The following is a 20154-nucleotide window of genomic DNA, read 5'->3' on the forward strand; positions in this document are numbered from 1 at the left end:
GGTCCGCTGTTCGGCGTGTCCGGTGGCCAGTGCGACGCGTGCGTCCGTACAGGGGTGGGCGGTGGCGGTCACGCCACCTGGTCAGGGTCGATGCGGGTGCCGATGAGCACGGCCAGGAGTTCTCCGATGGCGGTGTCGCGGTCCATCGGATGGCGCAGCGGCAACTCCGCGTGCATCCGGTACCGGTTGCGGCGCCCCTCGCGCTCTCGTTCCAGGTACCCGGCTTCGACGAGATCCGCCACGATGCGCTGTGCGGCCCGCTCGGTGATGCCCACCTGCTCGGCGACATCCCGCAACCGGGCCTGGGGATCCCGCACCACGCACAGCAGTACGTGGGCGTGGTTGGTGAGAAACGTCCACTCCTGCATGCCAGTACCTTACCCCACCTTCCCGTAGTGCGTATCGCGTTTTTCGGCACGCGTATTTCATGTCGTATAACTCGTCCGGCTCTGTGGTCGCCCTCGGCTGGGCCGCCGCGGAGGTCCGTTCGCGTCGCTCGAATCTGCGCCTGATGAACGCCTCGCATGTGCCGCGCACCATCCGCTCCTTCGGTGAACCGGACGTCGTGCCATCTTCGGCTGTTCTTCGGGAACGTGCGAAGACCGCACTGGCGGAGGCCCGTCGTCGGTCGCCCTTCAGGAACCCGGGGTCGAGGTCGAGACGTCGGTGGCGTCGCCGCCCGTGTTGGATGCCCTGGAATTCGCGCCCCACGACGCCGGACTCGTGGTGTCGTCCGCGCCGGCTCGGGCTCGTGACCGCGCCGGCGGCAGGCCTTGGCCGGCGATGGATGTTCTTTGACGCTCGGCCCGGCTCACGGCTCTTCGGTGGTGTCCTCGCGCCCGGCCTCGGCGTCGTGCGCGCGAAGTGAGCCCGCGTGGGCCTTGGCCGTAGGGTCGCGGCGGGTCTTGGCCAGGCTCGCCACGGTGACCACGACCAGGATCACGATGATCACCACCAGGCTCGCCAGCGTCGGGATCTCCGGGACCCGTTCGTCCAGGTCCACGTGGGCCCAGTGCAGAAGCAGCTTCGCGCCGATGAACATCAGGATGAGCGCCAGCCCGGTCGAGAGGTACACCAGCCGGTCGAGCAAGCCCTTCACCAGGAAGAACAGTGCGCGCAGCCCGAGCAGGGCGAACGCGTTCGCGGTGAACACGATGTAGGGCTCCTGGGTGATCCCGAAGATCGCCGGGATCGAGTCCACGGCGAACAGCAGGTCGACGGTGCCGATCGCGATCAGCACGATGAGCATCGGCGTGACCACACGGCGGCCGTCGACCCGGGTGAAGATCCTGCCACCGACGAACCCGTCGGTGACCGGCAGGACCCGCCGGGCCAGACGCACCACGGAGTTGTCCTCGATCGCGGGGTCCTCGTTGCGGTGCCGGAACAACTGGATCGCCGTGTAGATCAACAGCAGGCCGAACACGAGGAACATGAAGGAGAACAGTGCCAACAGCGCGGCTCCGAGTGCGATGAACACCGCCCGCATGGCCAGGGCGAGCACGATGCCGAACGTCAGCACCTTGTGCTGATGCTCGACCGGTACCGCGAAGGTGGTGATGATGATGACGAAGACGAAGAGGTTGTCGACGGACAGGCTCTTCTCCACCAGGTAGCCGACGAAGTACTCGGTGCCGAGCTCACCGCCGTGAGCCAGGGTGAACCACACGCCGAAGATCAGGGCCACCGCGATGTAGAAGACCGACCACGCGGTCGCCTCCCGGAACCCGACGCGGTGCGGTTTCAGCGCGGCGATGGTCAGGTCTGCGGCGAGCAGGGCCACGATGACGGCGATCGTGACGATCCACGTGGTAAGGCCGATGTCGAGCACGTCAGTCCTTTCGTGCTGGGGTCTGGTCTGCGCCGGTGGGCCCTGCCGACGGTCGCGTCGGTGATGTCGGACCGCGGGGTTCGATCACGGATTGCACCCGTCGCAGAACGTGGGGTCGGTGCTGACCCGACCGTCGTCTCTGGGGTGGCTGCTGCGATGAGGACACCGCTGGCATCCGTGGATGACGGCGAGGGTCTGTGATGTGGGCTCAGAGCAACTGTCGCACGGAAGGCCGGGTTCTCGGTCGACCTGGCCGTATCCGGGGGTGCCGCAGGCGGGGCACAGCGTGGCGAGGCGGTCGGTGAGCCGGTCGGCGAGCAGGCCGATCTCGCGCATGCGCGTGGGATTGAGGTGGGCGCGCATGTCGGTCTCCAGCCGGGCCAGGCCGTCCGCCGACCGTAGGGCGCACTCGTTGATCGCGGCGGCCAGTTCGGCGCGGGTCCGGATGCCTTTGCTGATAGGGCCGGGGTCCTGCGGATCGATTGGGGTGTGGGGGCGCACGATCATCGCGTGGGGGCCGAAACCGGTTCGGCCCAAGAACGCCTCGGTGGTCTCATCGAGGCGTCGGGCGGTGGTGTGGGCGAAGTTCGTGAGGCCCAGGCGGCGCTCCACGATGCACAGGTCCCGGGTGGTGTCGAGGAAGGCGAGGATCTCGTCGCCGGCACTGAGCATCGGAGCCATGGGATGCGGACCGAAGGAGCCTTCGCTGGCCACGGCGAGCCCGAGGCCGGTCGACCGTAGACCGAGGCGTGCCTTGCGCACGGCGGTCACGGACGGCGATGCCGCGCGTGGGACCTCACCGGTGAAAGTGCCCAGCTCGTCGGTGTCGACGTCGTCGGCGAGGACCAGGCGCAGACCCGGGATGCGGGCCAAGGCCGGGCCCAGGACCCTCTCCTTGGCGTGTCTGGTGGCCAGTGCGACGCGTGCGTCCGCGTAGGGGTGGGCGGTGGTGGTCACAGGGCCTCGTCAGGGCCGTTGCGGGTGCCGATGAGCACGGCCAGGAGTTCTCCGATGGCGGTGTCGCGGTCCATCGGATGGCGCAGCGGCAACTCGGGGTGCATCCGGTACCGGTTGCGGCGCCCTTCGCGCTCTCGTTCCAGGTACCCGGCTTCGACGAGGTCCGCCACGATGCGCTGTGCGGCCCGTTCGGTGATGCCGACCTGCTCGGCGACATCCCGCAACCGGGCCTGGGGATCCCGCACCACGCACAGCAGTACGTGGGCGTGGTTGGTGAGAAACGTCCACTCCTGCATATCCACCATGGCACCCCGTGGCAGGTGACTGATAGCACGATTTTCATTACGCGCTATTGATGTCGTACGATCCATGTCGTGTATACTAACACGCGTTATCAGTGACGTGCTTGGGAGGTGAGTGTCATGGGTGGCATCGAGATGGCGCGTGTGCCGACCGTTGGTCAGCCGACGGCCGACGAGGCTTCGCGGGGTCGGATGCACCGGTGGTCCCCGTCACCGGACGCGACGATCAACACCGGCTCGCCGGGCTCCATCGGTGCCCCCGGAGCGGGACGGGGACGGCCGCTCCGCCGCGTGACCCGCGGTGAGTCGGCACGGGTGCGGATCAGTGGTTTCCACGGACGTGCCCTGCCCGCACATCCCTCGGAAACCATCGCCGCCGACGTCACCGCGACCCCGGTCTCGGGTCGCGCCGCGAAGGGCGCTGAGACGGAAGGTGCGGCCGCGTGACGGGGATGATGCTGGTGGCCTTGGCGGCCCTTCCCGCCGTCGCGGCGATGACCGGATCGATCCGGAGCCTGCGACCCCTGGCACCCGCGCTGGGCGCGGGCGCGGCACTGTCGACGACCGCACTGGCCGGGGCTCTGGCCGTGACGGTGGCCCTCGGCGGACCGGTGGCGATGGTGTTGGCCGCTCCGGACGGGCACGTCTGGACCGGGTTGGCGGCCGACCGCCTCGAGGCGATCGTGCTGTTGTTGGTGTGCGCGATCAGCGCGGTGGTCCAGGTGTTCGCCCTGCGCTACCTGCGCGGCGACCCGGCCGCGGCCGGGTTCGCCATCACGGCCGGGGCGCTGACCGCCGCGACCGCGGTGATGGTGGCCGCGGTCACGATGGTCACCCTGGCGGTGGCGTGGTCGCTGACCGGTGTCGCCCTGTGGCGACTCGTGGGGATGTACCGACCCGCCCCTTCGGCCATCGACGCCTCCCGCCGTACCGCACGTGTGGTCATCATCGGAGACGTCGCATTGTGGTCCGGGGTGGTTCTCGCGGTCGCCGCCTGGGGCGATCTCGACTTGCGCGACCAGAACGGCGTAGCCTTCGGCGGCGCGGTGGGCACGGCGGTGGCCTGCTCGCTGGTGATCGCCGCAGCCGCACGGTGTGCGCAGTTGCCTTGGCACCGGTGGCTGTCGGCGACTTTGGCGGCGCCGACCCCGGTCTCGGCGCTGCTGCACGCCGGCGTGGTCAACGCGGGCGGAGTGCTCCTGGTGAAGCTGTCGCCGATCTTCGGTGCAGCCCCGGCGGCGACACACCTGGCGTTCGCCATCGGCGCCGTCAGCGCTGTGGCCGCCACGGCGATCATGCTGACCCGCCCCGACGTCAAGGGCTCGCTGGTGCACTCCACGATCGGGCAGATGGGGTTCATGCTCATGACCTGCGCGCTCGGCCTCTACGCGGCGGCGGTGGTGCACCTGGTGGCGCACGGACTGTTCAAAGCCACCTTGTTCCTGGGCTCGGGGTCGGCGGTGCAGCGCCACACCCACCGCATCCTGGCTCCGCCCGCGCCCCGGTCGACCCCCGCGCGTTCGGCGCAGGTGGCCGTCCTCGCCGGAGCCGTCGCGGTTGCGGCCGTGGCCGTCGCGATCTGGTGGCTGCCTCCGCACGCCGGAGGCTCGGCGCTACTGATCTTCGCCGCGGCCACCGCCGCACGGCTGGCGTGGGGATGGCTGCGGCGCCACCCGACCGTGGGGGCGCTGGCCACCGTGGTGGTCGTGCTGCCGGGTGCGGTGATCGGCTACCTGGGCGTGGTGGCCGTGGTTACGGAGTTCCTGGCCCCGAGCGTGCCCGTTGCCGCCACCGCCGCAGTTCCGGCCTGGTTGCCGGCGATCGTGGTGGCGGTGCCGGTGATCGGAGCGCTGTTGGTCCACCGGGCATCCGCACTCGGTCTCGGCCGCTGGCGCGACCGCCTCTACGTGTTGGCGTTGTCCGCCGGACAGCAGCGCACGCACACCACTCCGGGTCTCCCGTCACGTGCGGTGCCCGCACCGCACCCACGGCCGGTGCCCCTACCTGAGGGAGCCGGGGCGTGATCGCCGGCCCCTCGACGGGACCGCCGGACGGCGTCCGGCGCTCTGACCGGAGCCACCCGGGCCTCCCGGAAGCGCGGACCCAGGGCTTCACGCGGTCGCGCGTTCCGCCACCGTCATCACAGCAGGAGGAGTCGCAACCCATGACCATCGGACCCATCACCAAGGCCGCTCCCGAGACCGCCACCTCGGCGGCCGCCGTGCGTGCCGTGATCGCCGATGCCGCCGCGTTCTTGGCGCCGACCTGGCCGCTCGCCGACTTCATCGCGGTCAACCCACTGTCCGGCCTGGTGGACCGCCCGTTCGCGGACGCGGCCATCACCGCCGCGGACCTGCTCGGAGCGCGGGTCACCCCGGACGAGAGCTGGCTGCGGGCGGCCTGGCGGCACGGGCGGATCACCGACGACGACGTGCGTGCCGCGCTGATCCGCCGCCACCCCGAGGTGCTGCGATGCCGACCGCTCACCCTCGGCGGCCGGCCCTACGACCCGGTCGAACTCCTGTCGGCCGATCTGCACCAGGGCATCACCAACCCCCCGCCGATCCGCCAGGCACGCACAGCGACTGAAGCGCTGGCCCCGGACATGGCCGCCCTCCTCGACACCCACACGATCCAGTGGTGCTCGGCCTATTTGGACGAGGGCCAGTCCACCTGGCGGATGCCCGGCCGCGACCGAGGCTTCTACCACGCGTGGCGGGCTCTGGCCGCACACGACACGACCCTGCCGCGGCGCGTGCGTACACGTCTTCGGGACCTGCCCGAACGGGCCGAGCAGGCCGTTGCGGAGGCTCTGGCCGCCCTCGGTGTCCCGGACGACCAGCGCACCCGCTATCTCCAGGCCCATCTGGCATGCCTTCCCGGATTCGCCGCCCACATCCGCTGGCGGGGCGAACTGCAGGGCAGTGGTATCGACCTGGTCGCCTACCTCGCCCTGCGGTTGACCACCGAAGCCGCCGCGCTCACCGAGACCCATACCCACGGTACGGCGTGGAACTCGGCCTCCGCCGACCTGCTCGACACCGGGCAGGCCACCACCGAACCCGACGATCGGGCCCGCCACCTTCTGGCGGCCCTGGAGATCACCGACACCGACGCGGCACAGCGCACCGAATTGGCGCGGTTCCTCGACCGACTCCCGGTGGAGCAACGAGCCCTCGTCTGGCTGGACGCCTACGAAGACCACTACCGGAGCCGACTGCTGCGCACCCTGAGCCGCTCGGTGCCCGAGTGGACCGACGCCCCTCCGCGGGCACAGGTGGTGTGCTGCATCGATCCCCGTTCCGAGGGACTGCGCCGCCACCTGGAAGCGCTCGGTGACTACCAGACCCTGGGCTTCGCCGGATTCTTCGCCGTCGCCATGCGCTACCGCGACCTCGCCGGAGGAACCGCTCGTGCCCAGTGCCCGGGCCCGATCACGCCCCGGCACACCGTCACCGAACGCCCCAGCGAGGGTCGACGGCGCGCGGCCGAACGGTCGCTGACCGGCCGCCGGGTACTGGCCGCGGCCGACCACTCCCTGCACGCCGCCAAGGACGACCTGGTGGCGCCGTTCGTGCTCGCCGAATCGGCCGGTTGGCTCCTGGGCCCGTTGGCCGCGGCCAAGACCTTCGCTCCCGGTGCCGTCGGCGCCGCCCGCGCGTGGTGGACCCGCCGTATCACCCCCGACCCTGCGACCGAGATCTCCCTCGAGGACGCCTTCACCTCCGAGGAGCGCACCGCGACCGCCGAAGGCATTCTCACGTTGATGGGTTTGACCCAGGGGTTCGCACGCCTCGTCGTATTCTGTGGGCACCGTGCCCACACCGACAACAACCCCTACCAGGCCGCGCTGGACTGCGGTGCATGCGGGGGGCACCCCGGCGGTCCCAACGCCCGCGCCGCCGCCGCCCTGCTCAACGATCCGCAGGTTCGCCGACATCTCGCCGAACGCGGCATCGGCATTCCCGACGACACCCGGTTCGTTCCGGCCGAACACGACACCACCACCGACACCGTGCGCCTGTTGGACACCCACCTCCTGCCCGACACCCACCGCCGGGACGTCGACCGGCTCACCGCCGATCTTCGCACGGCCGGCGCACACCTGGCCGCCGAGCGCTGCGCCACCCTACCGGGCGCACCTTCCCGGCCCCGCCCACGGCACGCGGCGCGCCACACCCGCACACGCGCCCGTGACTGGGCCCAGGTCTTCCCCGAATGGGGTCTGGCCGACAACGCGGCCTTCCTCATCGCACCCCGCGCCCTCACCCGGGGCATCGACCTGCACGGCCGTCTGTTCCTCCACGACTACGACCCCGACCTCGACCCGGCCGGCACCGTCCTGGAGACCATACTCACGGCGCCGCTCGTCGTCGCGCACTGGATCAACAGCCAGTACTACTTCGCCGCCACCGACCCCCAGGCCTTCGGCGCCGGCAGCAAGGCCCTCCACAATGTCGTCGGCGGTGGCCTCGGTGTCATGACCGGTCACACCGGCGACCTTCGGTCCGGCCTGCCCTGGCAGTCCCTCACCGACGGCCACCACACCAGGCACGAACCGCAACGCCTGCTCGCCATCGTGCAGGCACCCTTGCAGCGGTTGGACACCCTCATTGCGCGTCACACCGTGCTGCGCCACATGTTCGACCACGACTGGGTCGGTCTCGCCGCACGCGAGCGCCCCGATGAACCCTGGCTCCGTTACACCTCCACCGGTTGGCGGCCCTGGCTTCCGGCCACGGTCACCCCCGAGGGCAGCTGTCCGTCCGCACCGCTGAGCACATGACGACCGGGCACGTGCAGCGCCACTTCACTCCAGGAAAGGGAAGTACCCGATGAACATGCTCCTGTTGGTTCGAAGCGTGGACGACGTCAGGTCCGCGGTCGAGAACGTGAGCGACTATCTGGTCAACCATCGACGGCAGTTCGGGGATGAACCGGGATCGAACCGGCTGCTCGGACTGTGGATCCGCCCCGAGCTCGAAGCCGGGCTGCCCGTCCTGCTCCCTGGCGCCGCTGACGTCACCCCCACTCAACCGCCCTCTGAAGCGGTGGGGATCGAGAGGTCGTTCTCGCTGGCGGGCATCTGGACCCTGTGCTGGACGGACGGGCCCGCCCTGCGGGAAACACAGGACCCGTTCGAGCTGCGCAACCGGATCCTCGATGCCCTGGTGGCGGACGCAGCGCCCGAACCGGCCGTTCCGGAGGCGTTCGTTCCCGTATTCGCCGAGGACGATGCCGTGGAGACGAGCATGGCGGCGCTACAGGCCCGGTATCCGCGGCTGATCACCGAGCACTGGTACGTCGATGACCGAGAACGAGGAATCGTCGGGCCGCTGAAGACCACGGAAGGGTGATCGCCTTTCCGTGCACCGCATCACCCAGCGCATCAGGGCAGGCGACCGGGGTGCCCGTCCCGGTCATCGATCACGAGTCGAGGAGATTCCCGATGGAGTTGTCAAGCCGGAGCGGTGACACGCCGTGAGGCCCTCAGGCCACCGCGGCCAGCTTCACAGGTCCTTGACCTTCAGTCCACGTCCCGCTGGCCTGAGGGAACGTCACCGCCTAGAGAAACGCCCCCTAGCTGGCCCTTGAGTTCTAGTGGTCGTTGCAACACCCCATCTCTGAAGGGGTGCGATGGACGACGAGATCCGCAAAGAACGCCGGATACCGCAGGGGCGCAAGAAGCTCGTCCGTGAGCGGGAGGAATACTTCCGGCTCACGGACCAGGGCTACAGCAGCAGAGAGGCCTGCCGGATCGTCGGCATCAACCGGCGTACCGGCAAGGTCTGGCGCAACGGTCGCAGAGCGCACAAGAGCCTGGAGAGGCCCGTGGCACCCCTCAGGGGCCCCGGGGCCTCTCCGGGCTCTTCGCGTTTCCTGAGCCAGCAGGAGCGGACGCAGATCGCCGACATGTTGCGTCTGCGGTCCTCGATCCGCTCGATCGCCGCCGAGCTGGACCGGGCCTCGTCCACGATCAGCCGCGAGGTCCGCCGCAACCGCTCCTACTACGCCTCCATCAAGAAACACCGGTACGGCCCCTACGCCGCCCAGGTCCGCACGGACGAGCGCAGGAAGCGACCCAAGACCCGCAAGCTCGACGCCAACTCGCGGCTGCGCGAGTATGTCCAACAGCGCCTGGATCAGCGCTGGAGCCCCGAGCAGATCGTTCACCTGCTCCGCCGGGACTTCCCCGACGACCAGGAGATGCGCGTGGGCCACGAGACGATCTACCAGGCCCTCTACGTCCAGGGCCGCGGCCAGCTGCGCCGCGACCTGGCCAAGCTGCTGCGCACCGGACGCACCATGCGCCGGCCCCGCCGCTCCGCTTGCACCCGCCAGCCCCGCATGTCCAAGAACATGGTGATGATCAGCGAGCGCCCGGCCGAGGCCGCCGACCGGGCGGTGCCCGGCCACGGCGAACAGCACACCCAGCACCGCGCCGACAGCGGCCAGTTGCAACGCGGCGCGGACCGCCGCCCACAGCAGATCCCGGCTCAGGGCCAGACGCTGGGCATGGGCCAGTGCCAGGGCCAGCGCGACGAAGACGGTGCACAGCGCGACCACGCCCCATGACGGTGCCGCGGTCATGGTCCCTCCATCAGGTAGTCCAGGCTCTGGGGTGGCCCGTGTGCGGCCAGGCGGCCGTGGTCGAGGACGAGTACGGCGTCGGCGGCGCGGATCCAGGAGCGGCCGTGGGTGGCGGCGAGCACACTGGTTCCGGCAGCCGTGAGGGTGCGGGCCACCTCGGGCACGACCCGGGCGGCGGCCCCGTCCAGCGCGCTGGTGGGTTCGTCCAACAGCAGCACCTCGGGCTGCAGGGCCAGGGCACGCGCCAGGCACAGGCGCTGGGCCTGGCCTCCGGACAGGCCCGCGGTGGGGCGGTGGAGAAGACCGGTCGGCAGGCCGAGGCGACCCAGAAGATCGGCGGCAGCCGCCTGGCCGAGGTCGGGGCGCCCGACGCGCAGTTCGGCGGCGACGCTGTCGGTGAGCAGTACCGGGTGCTGGGCGACCAGCACCACACGGCGGCGCGGGGCGAGCACGTCGGTCTCGGCCAGCGGGCGGCCGTGGAAGGCGAGGTGCCCGCGGGTGGGCTCCGCCAGACGGTTGAGCAGGCGCAGCAGTGTGGTCTTCCCGGCGCCGCTGGGGCCGGTGACGATGGTCAGGCGCCCCTGGCCGACCTCGGCGTCGATCCCGTCGAGGAGGGGAGCCCCCTGCTGGTCGAATCCGACACCGGTCATGGAGAACACCACGCCCGCACACTCCCTGTTTCCTACACCCCACATACGGATAGTTATGAAACCATGGTTACATGTTCGGTGGAGGTACGGGGGAAGGAGTGGATGTGATCACGCACCACAGCAGGTCGAAGGCGGCCCTGGCGCTGGGGTTGGTGGTTGTGCTGAGTGCCTGCTCGGCGGGCCAGGCGGACCAGCAACAGCAGGACCAGCAATCGTCCGAGGCCCTGGTCGAGCCGGCCACCACACAGGCCCAGGACTGGGCGCAGGTGGCCGACGCGCTGGGACGGGAGGGACAGCTCTCCGATGACACGGTCTACCGGGTGGGCTTTCCCCGCTCCGACCTGGACGTGACCTCCCGGGGGGTGCAGATCGGAGCGGGGTTCGCCCTGGGCTCCTACGCGGCCTTCACCCGCTATGAGGACGGCACGACGATGATGATGGGCGATCTGGTGGTCACCGAGGAGGAGCTGCCCGGGGTCACCGACGCCCTGCAGGACAACGGCATCGACCAGACCGCGGTGCACCAGCACCTGCTCGACCACGAGCCCGCGGTGTGGTGGACCCACTTCCACGCCCACGGCCAGGACGCGGCCGCGCTCGCACAAGGGGTCGACGAGGCGTTGGAGGCCACCGCCACCCCGCGCGAGGCCCAGGACGGGCCGTCGCAGGAGCTGGATCTGGACACCGCGGCCGTGGATGAGGCGATGGGCACCCAGGGCCGCGCCCAGGGCGGGGTGTACAAGTTCTCCTTCGCCCGCACCGGCCAGGTCACCTCCGGTGACCACGTGCTGCCCTCAGGCATGGGGGTGGCCACGGTGATCAACTTCCAGCCCACCGGCGGGGGTAAGGCGGCGGTCAACGGCGACTTCGTCATGACCGCTGACGAGGTCCAGGGGGTGATCCAGGCGCTGCGGGAGGGCGGCATCGACATCGTCGCGCTGCACAACCACGCCCTCAACGACCAACCGCGTCTGTTCTACATGCACTTTTGGGCCAACGATGACGCGGCCACGCTCGCCAGGGCGTTGAGGAACGCGGTGGACCAGCACCAGGTCGAGCCCACCGGCTAGCGGCCACTTCCGATCGATCGAGGACCACACCAGGAGAGGAGTCCCTGCGTTGCGACCGCAAAACGCGCTGGACTGGGTTGCTTTCGTGTTGCTGTTGATCGGCGCGTTCGCCTGGGGGGCGTTCGTCACCGACGTCAACGTGCTGGACCGCCTGCTCGAACCCATCGCCGACCCACTCGACGACACGGTGTTCATCCTCATCGCCGCAGCCGGACTGTACTGGATCGCCCGCGTGATCGGTGTGGGCAGACGGGCCCGGCAATGAACGCTGAGCCCGCCGCGCAGGGGCCGGGCGAGTGGGTGCTGTTGAGCTACCGGATCCCGCGCGAGCCCTCCACCCCCCGCATCAGCGTGTGGCGCAAACTCAAACAGCTCGGCCCCGCCCAGATCAGCGACGGCCTGGTCGCGCTGCCGGCCGATGCGCGCACCCGCGAACACCTGGACTGGATCGCCGAGGAGGTCGTGGAGGCCGGAGGGACGGCCACCGTGTGGCTGGCCCGGCCCACCGCCCGGGCCCAGGAACATCACCTGGCCCAGACCATGGCCCAGGCCCGCGCGGCCGAATACCGCGCCGTGCGGGCCGAGGCCGCCCACGCCCGTAGCCTGCCCGAACCCGAACGCCTCCGGGCGATGCGCCGGCTGCGTACCCAACTGCGCCGCATCGCCCGCCGCGACTACTTCCCCCCGCCCGAGCGCCGCACCGCACGCGAGGCCGTCGAGGCCCTACATCCAGACCACACCGAACAGGAGAGCGCATGAAGTGGTCCACCCGCGCCGGTATCCACATCGACCGAGCCGCCTGCGCCTGGCTGATCCGCCGCCGCATCGACCCCGAGGCCGAGTTCGTGTTCGTCACCGACCCCGCCGACGTGCCCGAGCAGGCCACCGCCTTCGACATGCGCGGCGTCGAGTTGGGCCACCACGGCGGCGACTGCAGCTTCGAGACCATCCTGCGCCGCTACGACCTCACCGACGCGGCGCTGTGGAAGATCGCCGAGGTCGTCCACGAGGCCGACCTGGACGACGAACGCTACGACGCCCCCGAGGCCCCCGGCTTGGACGTGGTCCTGCGCGGTTTGTCGATGACCGGTAGCGACGAGCGCACCCTGGCCGTCACCGGTCCCCTCTTCGATGGCCTGTACGAGTACTACCGGCGCCAGAGCCTCCTGGGACGGGAACCCGCATGAGCACCGACCCCCACCACCCCACCACCGAATCCGACGACGCCCCCGGCGGCGCCGGGGAAGCGCGGAGAGACGCCGCGCCCGTGGGCGACCTGGTCCCCTTCCGCACGGCCCTGCGCGTGTGGTTCCTGGTCTCCCTGCAGACCTTCGGCGGCCCGGCCGGGCAGATCGCCGTCATGCAGCGCACCCTGGTCGAGGAGCGGCGCTGGATCGGCCAGCAGCGCTTCAACCACGCCCTCAACTACTGCATGCTGCTGCCCGGCCCCGAAGCCCAACAGCTCGCGATCTACCTCGGCTGGCTGCTCAACGGCACCCGCGGCGGCATCGCGGCCGGCACCCTGTTCGTGCTGCCCGGCATCCTGGCCCTGGGCGCCCTGTCGGCGATCTACGTCGCCTTCGGCGACACCACCGCCGTCACCGCCACCTTCGCCGGACTCGCCCCGGCCGTGCTGGCCATCGTCGCCCAAGCCGTCCTACGGGTGGCCAAACGATCACTCACCCACCCGGCCCTGATCACCCTGGCCGTGGCCGCCTTCGCCGCACTCGCCCTGTTCGCCGTGCCCTTCCCACTGGTGATCGCCCTGGCCGCCCTGGTCGGCTGGCTGCTCTCACGCCGCGACCCCGACTTCGCCCGCCCCGCCCGCGTGGGCGACGCCGCTGACGGGCCCGCGCCCCTGATCTCCGACGAGGCCCTGCACCACGACCGGCCCACCGCGAGCCGTTTCACCAGGATCCTGGCCATCGGGTTGGGGCTGTGGGCGGCGCCGGTAGCCGTAGTGGCCCTGCTGTTGGGATCCGAGAGCATCTTCACCACCCAGGGCCTGTTCTTCTCCCTCACCGCGGTGGTGACCTTCGGCGGCGCCTACGCGGTGCTGTCCTTCATCGCCCAGCAGGCCGTGCAGACCTTCGGGTGGTTGGCGCCGGGAGAGATGGTGCGCGGCCTGGCCCTGGCCGAGACCACCCCGGGCCCGCTGATCATGGTCGTGCAGTTCGTGGCGTTCCTGGCCGCCTACCGCGACCCCGGCACCCTGGACCCCTGGGCCGCCGCGACCCTGGGGGCGCTGTTGACCACGTGGGTGACCTTCGTGCCCTGCTTCCTGTTCATCCTGCTGGGCGCCCCCTACGTCGAACGCCTGCGCCACAACACCGCGATCTCGGCGGCGCTGACCGGTATCACCGCCGCCGTGGTCGGCGTCATCGCCAACCTCGCCCTGTACTTCGCCCTCAACACCTTGTTCACCACCACAGGCACCTGGGACTGGGGCCCCCTGCACATCACCGTGCCCGAGGTCGCCTCGGTGAGCCCGGTCGCGGTGGTCATCACCCTCATCGCGCTCATGCTGACCTTCGCCCTGCGCTGGCCGATCCTGCGGGTGCTGGGCGTATGCGCCGCCCTGGGCCTGGCCAGCACCCTGCTGCCGCTGTGAACCGGGCCAGACGGACTCCACCGACGGCTGCGCGTGCACCGGCAGAGACGTCCTGGCACGTGGAAGTCAGCGCACTGACCTGAAATCCCGGAGGCGCGACGAACCGCAAAGACATGTGAGCATGACGGCACGCACTTCCAGCCCTGATGCTGCATCGCTGACACCGACAAGCCGTGTGACAGAGAATCAAATATTCTCTGTCACACGGATCCGGGTGTGCCCCGCGCGGCCTGCGTCGAGGTGTTCGCCGGCCGCAGGTGACTCCGTAACATTCTCTGTCACACCAGCCGGGAGGTGTTGTGACCGTCCACCCCCTGCCCCGCCCCGGCGCCCTCACCCTCGCCCAGGCGAGCGCCGAGTTCCTGGACCGGTTCCGCGGCCAGCCGCACACCCGCCGCGCCTACGCCCAGACCCTTGTTGCCCTGGAGCAGGCGGCCGTGTGCGGACCCTCCGCGCCGGTCGAGGTTGCCTTCACCCCCGACGCGGCGGCCGCCGCCCTGGCCCGCTGGGAGAGCGCGGCCCCGGCCACGTGGAACAAGCACCTGGCCGCCCTGCGCTCCTTCGCCTCCTACTGCGCGCGCCGGGAGTGGCTCACCACCGACCCCACCCATCTGTTGGAGCGGCGCAAGGAGCCCCGCCGCGGTGACAAGTCCGTCCCCGCCGCCCGGCTGGAAGCCCTGTTCACCGACCCGGACGTGAGGCTGCGCGAGAAGGTGCTGTGGCGGATGCTGTACGAGACCGCGGCCCGCGCTGAGGAGATCCTCACCCTGGACGTGGGTGACCTGGACATGGCCATGCGCCGGGCCCGGGTTCGCTCCAAGGGCGGTGCGATCGAGTACGTGCACTGGGCCACCCCCACCGCCCGCCTGCTGCCCCGGCTGTTGAACGGGCGCACCACAGGCCCGGTGTTCTGCTCCAACCGCCGCTCCCCGACCGCCGGCGCCCGAGCCCGCGCCCTGGCCGACGTCGACCCCACCACCGGCCGGGGACGGCTGTCCTACCCGCGCGCGGAGTACCTGTTCAAGCAGGCCTCGAAGAAGTACGACCCGCACGGGCAGGGGTGGACGCTGCACCAACTGCGCCACTCCGCCCTCAAGCACCTGGCCGCCGAAGGCCGCAGCGCCCCCGAACTCCAGGCCAAATCACGCCACGCCCACCTGGCCACCCTGGGCAAGTACGTGCGCCTGGGCGAGGAGACCGCTGCCCGGATCACCGCCGAACACGACCCGTACAACCGGCGCGCTCCACGCCGCTGAACAGCGATCAACGTCGTGCCCTTCTCACCGTCGTCGACGGCCAGCCGGACGGCGTGCCGGTGGAGGAGCCTCACCAGGGGACATAAGCTCTGTTGCCGCTTCGTCACGTATTCCGGTCGCCCCCCTACTGCGTTCCCCCGCGCCGCGCGTGGTCACGGTCAGCGCCATCGCCGCACGGTGGCGGATGGGCGGACTCGACGACCTGATGAGCGAGAAGGGCTACCGCGCCATGGGCGCCTACGCGAAGTCCAAGCGCGCCAACATCGTCTACACCCTCGAACTCGCCCGCCGGACCGCACGCAGCCCCCTCGCGGCACTCGCCGTCCACCCGGGATCGGCGATGACCGGACTCCAGCAGCACGGCACCGGAACGCTGAGCCGCATCGTCACCCCGGTCGCCGCGCGCCTGCTCATGGGATCGGCGGACGGTGCCGCCTGGCCCCTCCTGTACGCGGCGACCAGTACGCACGTCAGCTCCGGGCAGTTCATCGGCCCGGCCGGCCGCGACCAGACCTCCGGCACCCCCAAGCCCGCCAGGCTTCCCACGGGAGCGGACGACACCGATGAGGCCGGGCGGCTGTGGACGACGAGCGAACAGCTCACCGGCGTCCCCTTCGACGCCGGGACCGGAACAGCCTCCTAGACCCCCGGCGGTCGGCACGTGGGGAGCACACACCCTCGGCCGACACCCCGCCCACGCAAGGAGACGGACGTCAGCTTCTCGGTCCTGAAGGACCGAGCTTGCAGCTCTTCCACACACCTGGCAGGTGTACTTCAGGCCGCGTCGTCGGCAGCGTGACTCACTGCCCAGCCCGCCACACCCCTGGAGGAGATGTTGCGGGCCGCGTTCACATCGGCGTGCCCAGCGAAACCGCACGACGTGCATCGGAAAGTGGCCTGGCTCGGCCGGTTCCTCTTGTCGACGTGGCCACACGCGCTACACCCCTGGGAGGTGTAGGCCGGGTCCACGTACACCACCGGCACTCCGACCCGTTTCGCCTTGTAGGCGATGTAAGCGCCCAGTTGAGCGAAGGACCAGGAGTGCAGCGTGACCCGCTGGGGCTTGCGTAGCCGTACCCTCTTGCGGATGCCGCCCAGGTCTTCCAGGGCGACACCCCGTGAGGTGCGTTGAGCCTCGGTCACGATCTGCTTGGCGATGCGGTGGTTGGTATCGGCCGCGAACCGCGCCTCGCGGCCCGAGAGGCGGCGCAGGACACGCTTGGCGGACTTGGTTCCCTTCTTCTGGAGACGGCGCCTGAGGTGGCGATTGCGGTGGCGGACCTGGTTGACCTGCTTGCCCGAGTGAACGGTGCCGTCGCTGGTGGTGGCGATGTTCGCGATACCGAGGTCCACACCCACGAAACCTTCGGGGGTGTACTCGTCGGCCTCGGGAACCTCGCAGGTGGCGCACAGGTAGAAGCTGTTGCCGCGCCGCACGAGGTCGGAATCGGCCTCCCCAGCGCCGCCGCACTGGCCGAGGAGAAGGACCTCGACGCCATCGTCTTCATCGGCCCCAGAGCGGGAGCACTCGCCAACGTGGCCGAAGACGCGGAACTCGACGAGCTCGAACGACAGGGTCTGCGCATCGTCAGGATCACCGACGGCCCGGACTTCACCGAAGTCTCCGGAGAACTCCTCGACCCGCGACTGCGTCCCCGCGCCGCCCGGATCGGCCTGGACGACGGCCGCAGGGCCGCCGAGCAGGTCGCGGCGCTGCTGTGAGGGACGACCACCCGACTGTCGGAGCAGGGGGTCGTCGTCGCAGGCATCGGCCTCCACCGCGTGCCGTCGACCTCCGCCCCGCGGAACCCGACGGGTCGCGCCTCACCTCCACCTCCCACCGCGCCGCCCGGAGGCCGCCGCACGGGGAAGCGGGGCACCCGCGGCCGACACCCGTGCACCGGCGGCCCCGGTGGCCGGATCCGGGCCCTGTACACCCCTTCTCAGGCCGTCGGCGCTCTGGTAGAACGGCCCGGTGGACCCCCAAGGACTCCTCGCGCTCCTCCTCCTGGCCCTCTTCTCCGTGTACTCGGTCCACTCCGGCTTCAAGGACCTGTCAGCGGCGCTGCGGGTCCGGCGCGACGCCCGCCTTCTGGACCGGACCGGCGTGCGCGCGCGGGGAGTCGTCACATCGGTGCACCCCCTCACCCGGAGCCCCAACGGCCACACCGTCACCGTGGCCTTCCGCGACGCCGACGGCCGGGAGCGGGAGGCGGTCGACACCTCGGGGCTGGGCGGATACCTCATCCACGAGGGCACCCCGGTCGAACTCCTTCATTCGGCCGACGACCCGCGGCTCGTCCGGGTGGAGAGCGCCGCCCTGCCCGGCCCGTCGGCCGAGCACTACCCGGTCCGCCCCGGACGGCGCCCCGGCGGCGCGAAGGCGATCGCCGCCGCGGTCCTGACGATGCTCGCCGTGCCCGCCTTCACCGCCGTCATCGCCGCGCTGGCCCTGTCCGGCGGGGACGGCGGTGTCCTCCTCCGGTACCTGCCGTTCCTGTTCACCGTCGTCGGCCTCGGCATGCTCCTCTCCGCGACCGTGTCCGCGGTGCGCGACCGCGCGGGCGGCCGGGGCTACACCGGTGAGGCCGACGGAACCGTCACCGACTCCTGGCGTGAGGCCAGCAGGGCGACGGTGAACCGCCGTCGCGTGTACACCCACCCGTTCACCGTGCACTTCTCGGCCGGTGACGGGCGCGAGGTGCACCGGCGCTACCGCCGCTCCAGCACCTCCTACCGCCCCGTCGCGGGACAGAGCGCGCGGGTCAGGTACGACCTCAGGGCCCCGGCGCGCTTCTCCGTGCCCGAAGCCCACACGTGGGGGTGCGGGCCCGGTGCGGTCATGGTCGTCGTCGGCCTGGGCTTCGTCATCATCGGAACGTTCGTCGGCCTCATGTTCCTGCTGTCGGGTTCGCTCTAGCCGGGCGGGCGATTCCGCGAGCCGTCCCGCCCCGAGCGGCGCGGCTGCCCGGCCCCCGCCGGACGACTGTGCCGGTGGAGGGACCTCCTCGCGCGCCCCGCGGTCAAGGCACTGACGGCGTTGGCGGCCACCACCGCCCCGATCGCCGCCCAGTCCAGACCGTCCAACTCCTGGCCCAGCACCACCAGCCCCGCCAGGGCGGCCATCACCGGGTGCACGCTCATGAACAGGCCGAAGAAGCGGGCCGGGACCCGGCGCAGGGCGAACAGGTCCCCCAGGAACGGGACGGTCGAGGACAACACCCCCGCCGCCGCGGCACAGGCCAGGGCCGCGGGCGTGGGCGGGTGGTGCGCCAGCACCCATGCCCCGACCGGCACGAAGAGCAGCGCGGAGACCCCGGCGGCCGCGGCCGAGCCCTCGATGCCCGCCACCCGCCGCCCCACCGTACGGTTGAGCAGGATGTAACCGGCCCAGCAGGCGGCGGCCACCAGGGCCAGCGCCATGCCCAGGTGGTCGCTGCTGGGCTGCGGGCGCATCAGCACCGCCACCGCGCCTCCCGCCGCCAGGGCGCATCCCAGATCCACCCACCGGCGGGAGGAGGCCAGCGCCACGGCCAGGGGGCCGAGGAACTCCAAGGTCACGGCCAGGCCCAGGCCGATCCGGTCAACGGCGAGGTACAGGGTCAGGTTCATGGTCGCGAAGACCACGGCCATGGACAGCACCGGCCACCACTGCGGCCAGGTCAGGGAACGCAGCCGGGGGCGTCCCAGTGACATCAGCACCAGTCCCGCGACCCACTGGCGCACGGCCACCACACCGGCCGGGCCGATCACCGGAAAGGCCAGCGCGGCCGTGGATGCGCCCAGTTGGTTGGACATCCCGCCGCACAGCATCACCAGCGTCCCGGCCAGACGCCCGCGGGCGCCCGGGTCCACTCCGGACGCGGCCGTCCGCCGCTCCGTTCCCGTCGAGGTTTGCATGAGACGAGGATGCGGTCCGGCGGCGCATACGCAAAATGCATGCGGAAGGCCGTCTATACGCTGTGCGTATGGATATGGAGCTGCGTCACCTGCGCTGCCTGGTCGCCATCGTCGACAGCGGGAGCTTCACCGACGCCGCCCTCGAACTGGGCACCTCCCAGGCGGCCGTCTCACGCAACCTCGCCGCCCTGGAACGCTTCCTGGGCGTGCGGCTGCTGCACCGCACCAGCCGCGACGTGGCCCCCACCACGGCGGGCGTGCAGGTCCTGTCCCGGGCGCGCGCGGTGCTGGCCGAGGCCGACAACCTGGTGCGCGAGGCCAGCACCGGGCACAGCCGCCTGCGCCTGGGGCACGCGTGGTCCGCCGTGGGCCGCCACACCGCCGAGTTCCAGCGGCTCTGGGCTGCCCGCCACCCCGACGTGGACCTGCACCTGGTACGGACCAACTCGCCCACCGGCGGGCTGGCGGAGGGACTGTGCGACCTGGCCGTGGTCCGCGCCGCCTTCGACGAACGCCGCTTCGACAGCGCCCTGGTCGGCTGGGAGCGCCGTTACTGTGCGATGGCCTCCGACGACCCCTGGGCCCGGCGCCGCTCCATCCGCCTGGCTGAGATCGCCGACCGCCACGTGCTCATCGACCGCCGCACGGGCACCACCACCGCCGAACTGTGGCCCGAGCGGGCGCGTCCGGCCCTGGAGCACGTCAACGACATCGACGACTGGCTGGCCGGGATCGCGACCGGGCGCAGCGTCGGGATCACCGCGGAGAGCACCGTGACCCAGTACCGGCGCGACGGCATCGCATTCCGCCTGGTGGGCGATGCCCCGCGCGTCCCGGTCCGGGTGCTCTGGCGGCGCCACGACCCGCACCCGGCCACCTTCGCGGCCGTGGCACTGCTCTCGGAGCTGTACGGGGAGCGGAGGCGGCCCTGAACGGCACGGTCACGCGGCACCGGACGGTGTCGCGTGCGGTGGCCGTTGACGGCG

Annotated in this window: 20 protein-coding genes and 2 pseudogenes; 14 read left to right on the top strand and 8 right to left on the bottom strand. The window is 71.0% G+C overall.

The window, feature by feature from the left end:
* Positions 1 to 68: 68 nt before the first annotated feature.
* The 4 genes from ACSTA4_RS15065 to ACSTA4_RS15080 all read right to left on the bottom strand — a co-directional run bounded on the left by ACSTA4_RS15065 (position 69) and on the right by ACSTA4_RS15080 (position 3084).
* Positions 69 to 368, bottom strand: a complete 300-nt coding sequence (locus tag ACSTA4_RS15065; protein WP_061081148.1) for a winged helix-turn-helix domain-containing protein — start codon at positions 366 to 368, stop codon at positions 69 to 71.
* 443 nt (positions 369 to 811) lie between these two features.
* Positions 812 to 1831 (bottom strand): TerC family protein, encoded by a 1020-nt coding sequence (locus ACSTA4_RS15070; protein ID WP_061081147.1) that lies wholly within the window; start codon positions 1829 to 1831, stop codon positions 812 to 814.
* A gap of 84 nt (positions 1832 to 1915) precedes the next feature.
* Positions 1916 to 2788 carry a DUF6671 family protein gene (locus ACSTA4_RS15075; protein ID WP_061081146.1) on the bottom strand — a complete coding sequence of 291 codons (873 nt, stop codon included), beginning with the start codon at positions 2786 to 2788 and terminating at the stop codon, positions 1916 to 1918.
* The gene (locus ACSTA4_RS15080; protein WP_061081176.1) at positions 2785 to 3084 is read right to left on the bottom strand and encodes a winged helix-turn-helix domain-containing protein; all 300 of its coding nucleotides are present in this window, start codon (positions 3082 to 3084) and stop codon (positions 2785 to 2787) included. Before ACSTA4_RS15080 ends, ACSTA4_RS15075 begins: the two co-directional genes overlap by 4 nt.
* A gap of 458 nt (positions 3085 to 3542) precedes the next feature.
* Between ACSTA4_RS15080 and ACSTA4_RS15085 the strand changes: the two genes are divergently transcribed.
* The 4 genes and pseudogenes from ACSTA4_RS15085 to ACSTA4_RS15100 form a co-directional block, all read left to right on the top strand.
* On the top strand, positions 3543 to 5114 hold the full coding sequence (locus ACSTA4_RS15085; RefSeq protein ID WP_061081145.1) for a proton-conducting transporter transmembrane domain-containing protein: 1572 nt from the start codon (positions 3543 to 3545) through the stop codon (positions 5112 to 5114).
* A 140-nt stretch (positions 5115 to 5254) separates the two neighbouring features.
* Positions 5255 to 7876, top strand: a complete 2622-nt coding sequence (locus tag ACSTA4_RS15090; protein ID WP_061081144.1) for a DUF2309 domain-containing protein — start codon at positions 5255 to 5257, stop codon at positions 7874 to 7876.
* Between the two features lie 49 nt (positions 7877 to 7925).
* Complete coding sequence (locus ACSTA4_RS15095; protein ID WP_061081143.1) at positions 7926 to 8447, top strand: hypothetical protein; 522 nt, start codon at positions 7926 to 7928, stop codon at positions 8445 to 8447.
* 280 nt (positions 8448 to 8727) lie between these two features.
* Positions 8728 to 9513: pseudogene (locus ACSTA4_RS15100) on the top strand (IS30 family transposase); the annotation flags it as partial.
* 48 nt (positions 9514 to 9561) lie between these two features.
* Here the strand turns inward: ACSTA4_RS15100 and ACSTA4_RS15105 are convergent.
* A pseudogene (locus tag ACSTA4_RS15105) lies at positions 9562 to 9681 on the bottom strand (hypothetical protein); the annotation flags it as partial.
* Positions 9678 to 10331 (bottom strand): ABC transporter ATP-binding protein, encoded by a 654-nt coding sequence (locus tag ACSTA4_RS15110; RefSeq protein ID WP_106247094.1) that lies wholly within the window; start codon positions 10329 to 10331, stop codon positions 9678 to 9680. The pseudogene ACSTA4_RS15105 and the gene ACSTA4_RS15110, both read right to left, overlap by 4 nt.
* A 104-nt stretch (positions 10332 to 10435) precedes the next feature.
* On the opposite strand from ACSTA4_RS15110, the gene ACSTA4_RS15115 reads away from it, so the two are divergent.
* The 7 genes from ACSTA4_RS15115 to ACSTA4_RS15145 all read left to right on the top strand — a co-directional run bounded on the left by ACSTA4_RS15115 (position 10436) and on the right by ACSTA4_RS15145 (position 15911).
* The gene (locus tag ACSTA4_RS15115) at positions 10436 to 11401 is read left to right on the top strand and encodes a DUF1259 domain-containing protein (RefSeq protein ID WP_061081141.1); all 966 of its coding nucleotides are present in this window, start codon (positions 10436 to 10438) and stop codon (positions 11399 to 11401) included.
* Between the two features lie 49 nt (positions 11402 to 11450).
* The gene (locus ACSTA4_RS15120; protein ID WP_168443873.1) at positions 11451 to 11666 is read left to right on the top strand and encodes a DUF378 domain-containing protein; all 216 of its coding nucleotides are present in this window, start codon (positions 11451 to 11453) and stop codon (positions 11664 to 11666) included.
* Complete coding sequence (locus tag ACSTA4_RS15125) at positions 11663 to 12160, top strand: Chromate resistance protein ChrB (RefSeq protein ID WP_061081139.1); 498 nt, start codon at positions 11663 to 11665, stop codon at positions 12158 to 12160. Before ACSTA4_RS15120 ends, ACSTA4_RS15125 begins: the two co-directional genes overlap by 4 nt.
* The gene (locus ACSTA4_RS15130) at positions 12157 to 12588 is read left to right on the top strand and encodes a chromate resistance protein ChrB domain-containing protein (protein WP_061081138.1); all 432 of its coding nucleotides are present in this window, start codon (positions 12157 to 12159) and stop codon (positions 12586 to 12588) included. Before ACSTA4_RS15125 ends, ACSTA4_RS15130 begins: the two co-directional genes overlap by 4 nt.
* Positions 12585 to 14012 carry a chromate efflux transporter gene (gene chrA / locus ACSTA4_RS15135; protein WP_061081137.1) on the top strand — a complete coding sequence of 476 codons (1428 nt, stop codon included), beginning with the start codon at positions 12585 to 12587 and terminating at the stop codon, positions 14010 to 14012. The genes ACSTA4_RS15130 and chrA overlap by 4 nt, the downstream gene beginning before the upstream one ends.
* Before the next feature lie 299 nt (positions 14013 to 14311).
* Positions 14312 to 15268 carry a tyrosine-type recombinase/integrase gene (locus ACSTA4_RS15140; protein ID WP_082768409.1) on the top strand — a complete coding sequence of 319 codons (957 nt, stop codon included), beginning with the start codon at positions 14312 to 14314 and terminating at the stop codon, positions 15266 to 15268.
* Between the two features lie 148 nt (positions 15269 to 15416).
* Positions 15417 to 15911, top strand: a complete 495-nt coding sequence (locus tag ACSTA4_RS15145) for a hypothetical protein (RefSeq protein WP_444959826.1) — start codon at positions 15417 to 15419, stop codon at positions 15909 to 15911.
* A 131-nt stretch (positions 15912 to 16042) separates the two neighbouring features.
* Here ACSTA4_RS15145 and ACSTA4_RS15150 read toward each other — a convergent pair whose 3' ends face one another.
* Positions 16043 to 16705: an RNA-guided endonuclease InsQ/TnpB family protein gene (locus ACSTA4_RS15150; RefSeq protein WP_444959827.1), complete on the bottom strand. Its 663-nt coding sequence runs from the start codon at positions 16703 to 16705 to the stop codon at positions 16043 to 16045.
* A gap of 99 nt (positions 16706 to 16804) precedes the next feature.
* Here ACSTA4_RS15150 and ACSTA4_RS15155 point away from each other — a divergent pair, with 99 nt between their 5' ends.
* Together ACSTA4_RS15155 and ACSTA4_RS15160 are read left to right on the top strand one after the other, a co-directional pair.
* Positions 16805 to 16990, top strand: coding sequence for a hypothetical protein (locus ACSTA4_RS15155; protein ID WP_444959828.1), 186 nt, complete (start codon positions 16805 to 16807; stop codon positions 16988 to 16990).
* A gap of 253 nt (positions 16991 to 17243) precedes the next feature.
* Complete coding sequence (locus tag ACSTA4_RS15160) at positions 17244 to 18188, top strand: hypothetical protein (RefSeq protein WP_444959829.1); 945 nt, start codon at positions 17244 to 17246, stop codon at positions 18186 to 18188.
* On the opposite strand, the gene ACSTA4_RS15165 is transcribed toward ACSTA4_RS15160, so the two are convergent.
* Positions 18185 to 19168 (bottom strand): EamA family transporter, encoded by a 984-nt coding sequence (locus tag ACSTA4_RS15165; protein ID WP_444959830.1) that lies wholly within the window; start codon positions 19166 to 19168, stop codon positions 18185 to 18187. The two genes, ACSTA4_RS15160 and ACSTA4_RS15165, sit on opposite strands and share 4 nt — an antisense overlap.
* A gap of 68 nt (positions 19169 to 19236) precedes the next feature.
* Between ACSTA4_RS15165 and ACSTA4_RS15170 the strand changes: the two genes are divergently transcribed.
* Entirely contained in the window at positions 19237 to 20100 is an 864-nt protein-coding gene (locus tag ACSTA4_RS15170) for a LysR family transcriptional regulator (RefSeq protein ID WP_444959831.1), read from the top strand.
* The last annotated feature ends 54 nt before the right edge of the window (positions 20101 to 20154 follow it).

This window comes from Nocardiopsis sp. M1B1, assembly GCF_052466615.1.

What these genes read in the sequence shown, in the direction of transcription:
- ACSTA4_RS15130 (WP_061081138.1), top strand. Translation starts at nt 12,157, where the DNA reads ATGAAGTGGTCCACCCGCGCCGGTATCCACATCGACCGAGCCGCCTGC.
- ACSTA4_RS15085 (WP_061081145.1), top strand. Translation starts at nt 3,543, where the DNA reads ATGATGCTGGTGGCCTTGGCGGCCCTTCCCGCCGTCGCGGCGATGACC.
- ACSTA4_RS15090 (WP_061081144.1), top strand. Translation starts at nt 5,255, where the DNA reads ATGACCATCGGACCCATCACCAAGGCCGCTCCCGAGACCGCCACCTCG.
- ACSTA4_RS15125 (WP_061081139.1), top strand. Translation starts at nt 11,663, where the DNA reads ATGAACGCTGAGCCCGCCGCGCAGGGGCCGGGCGAGTGGGTGCTGTTG.
- ACSTA4_RS15170 (WP_444959831.1), top strand. Translation starts at nt 19,237, where the DNA reads ATGGATATGGAGCTGCGTCACCTGCGCTGCCTGGTCGCCATCGTCGAC.
- ACSTA4_RS15165 (WP_444959830.1), bottom strand. Translation starts at nt 19,168, where the DNA reads ATGCAAACCTCGACGGGAACGGAGCGGCGGACGGCCGCGTCCGGAGTG.
- ACSTA4_RS15095 (WP_061081143.1), top strand. Translation starts at nt 7,926, where the DNA reads ATGAACATGCTCCTGTTGGTTCGAAGCGTGGACGACGTCAGGTCCGCG.
- ACSTA4_RS15110 (WP_106247094.1), bottom strand. Translation starts at nt 10,331, where the DNA reads ATGACCGGTGTCGGATTCGACCAGCAGGGGGCTCCCCTCCTCGACGGG.
- chrA (WP_061081137.1), top strand. Translation starts at nt 12,585, where the DNA reads ATGAGCACCGACCCCCACCACCCCACCACCGAATCCGACGACGCCCCC.
- ACSTA4_RS15065 (WP_061081148.1), bottom strand. Translation starts at nt 368, where the DNA reads ATGCAGGAGTGGACGTTTCTCACCAACCACGCCCACGTACTGCTGTGC.
- ACSTA4_RS15080 (WP_061081176.1), bottom strand. Translation starts at nt 3,084, where the DNA reads ATGCAGGAGTGGACGTTTCTCACCAACCACGCCCACGTACTGCTGTGC.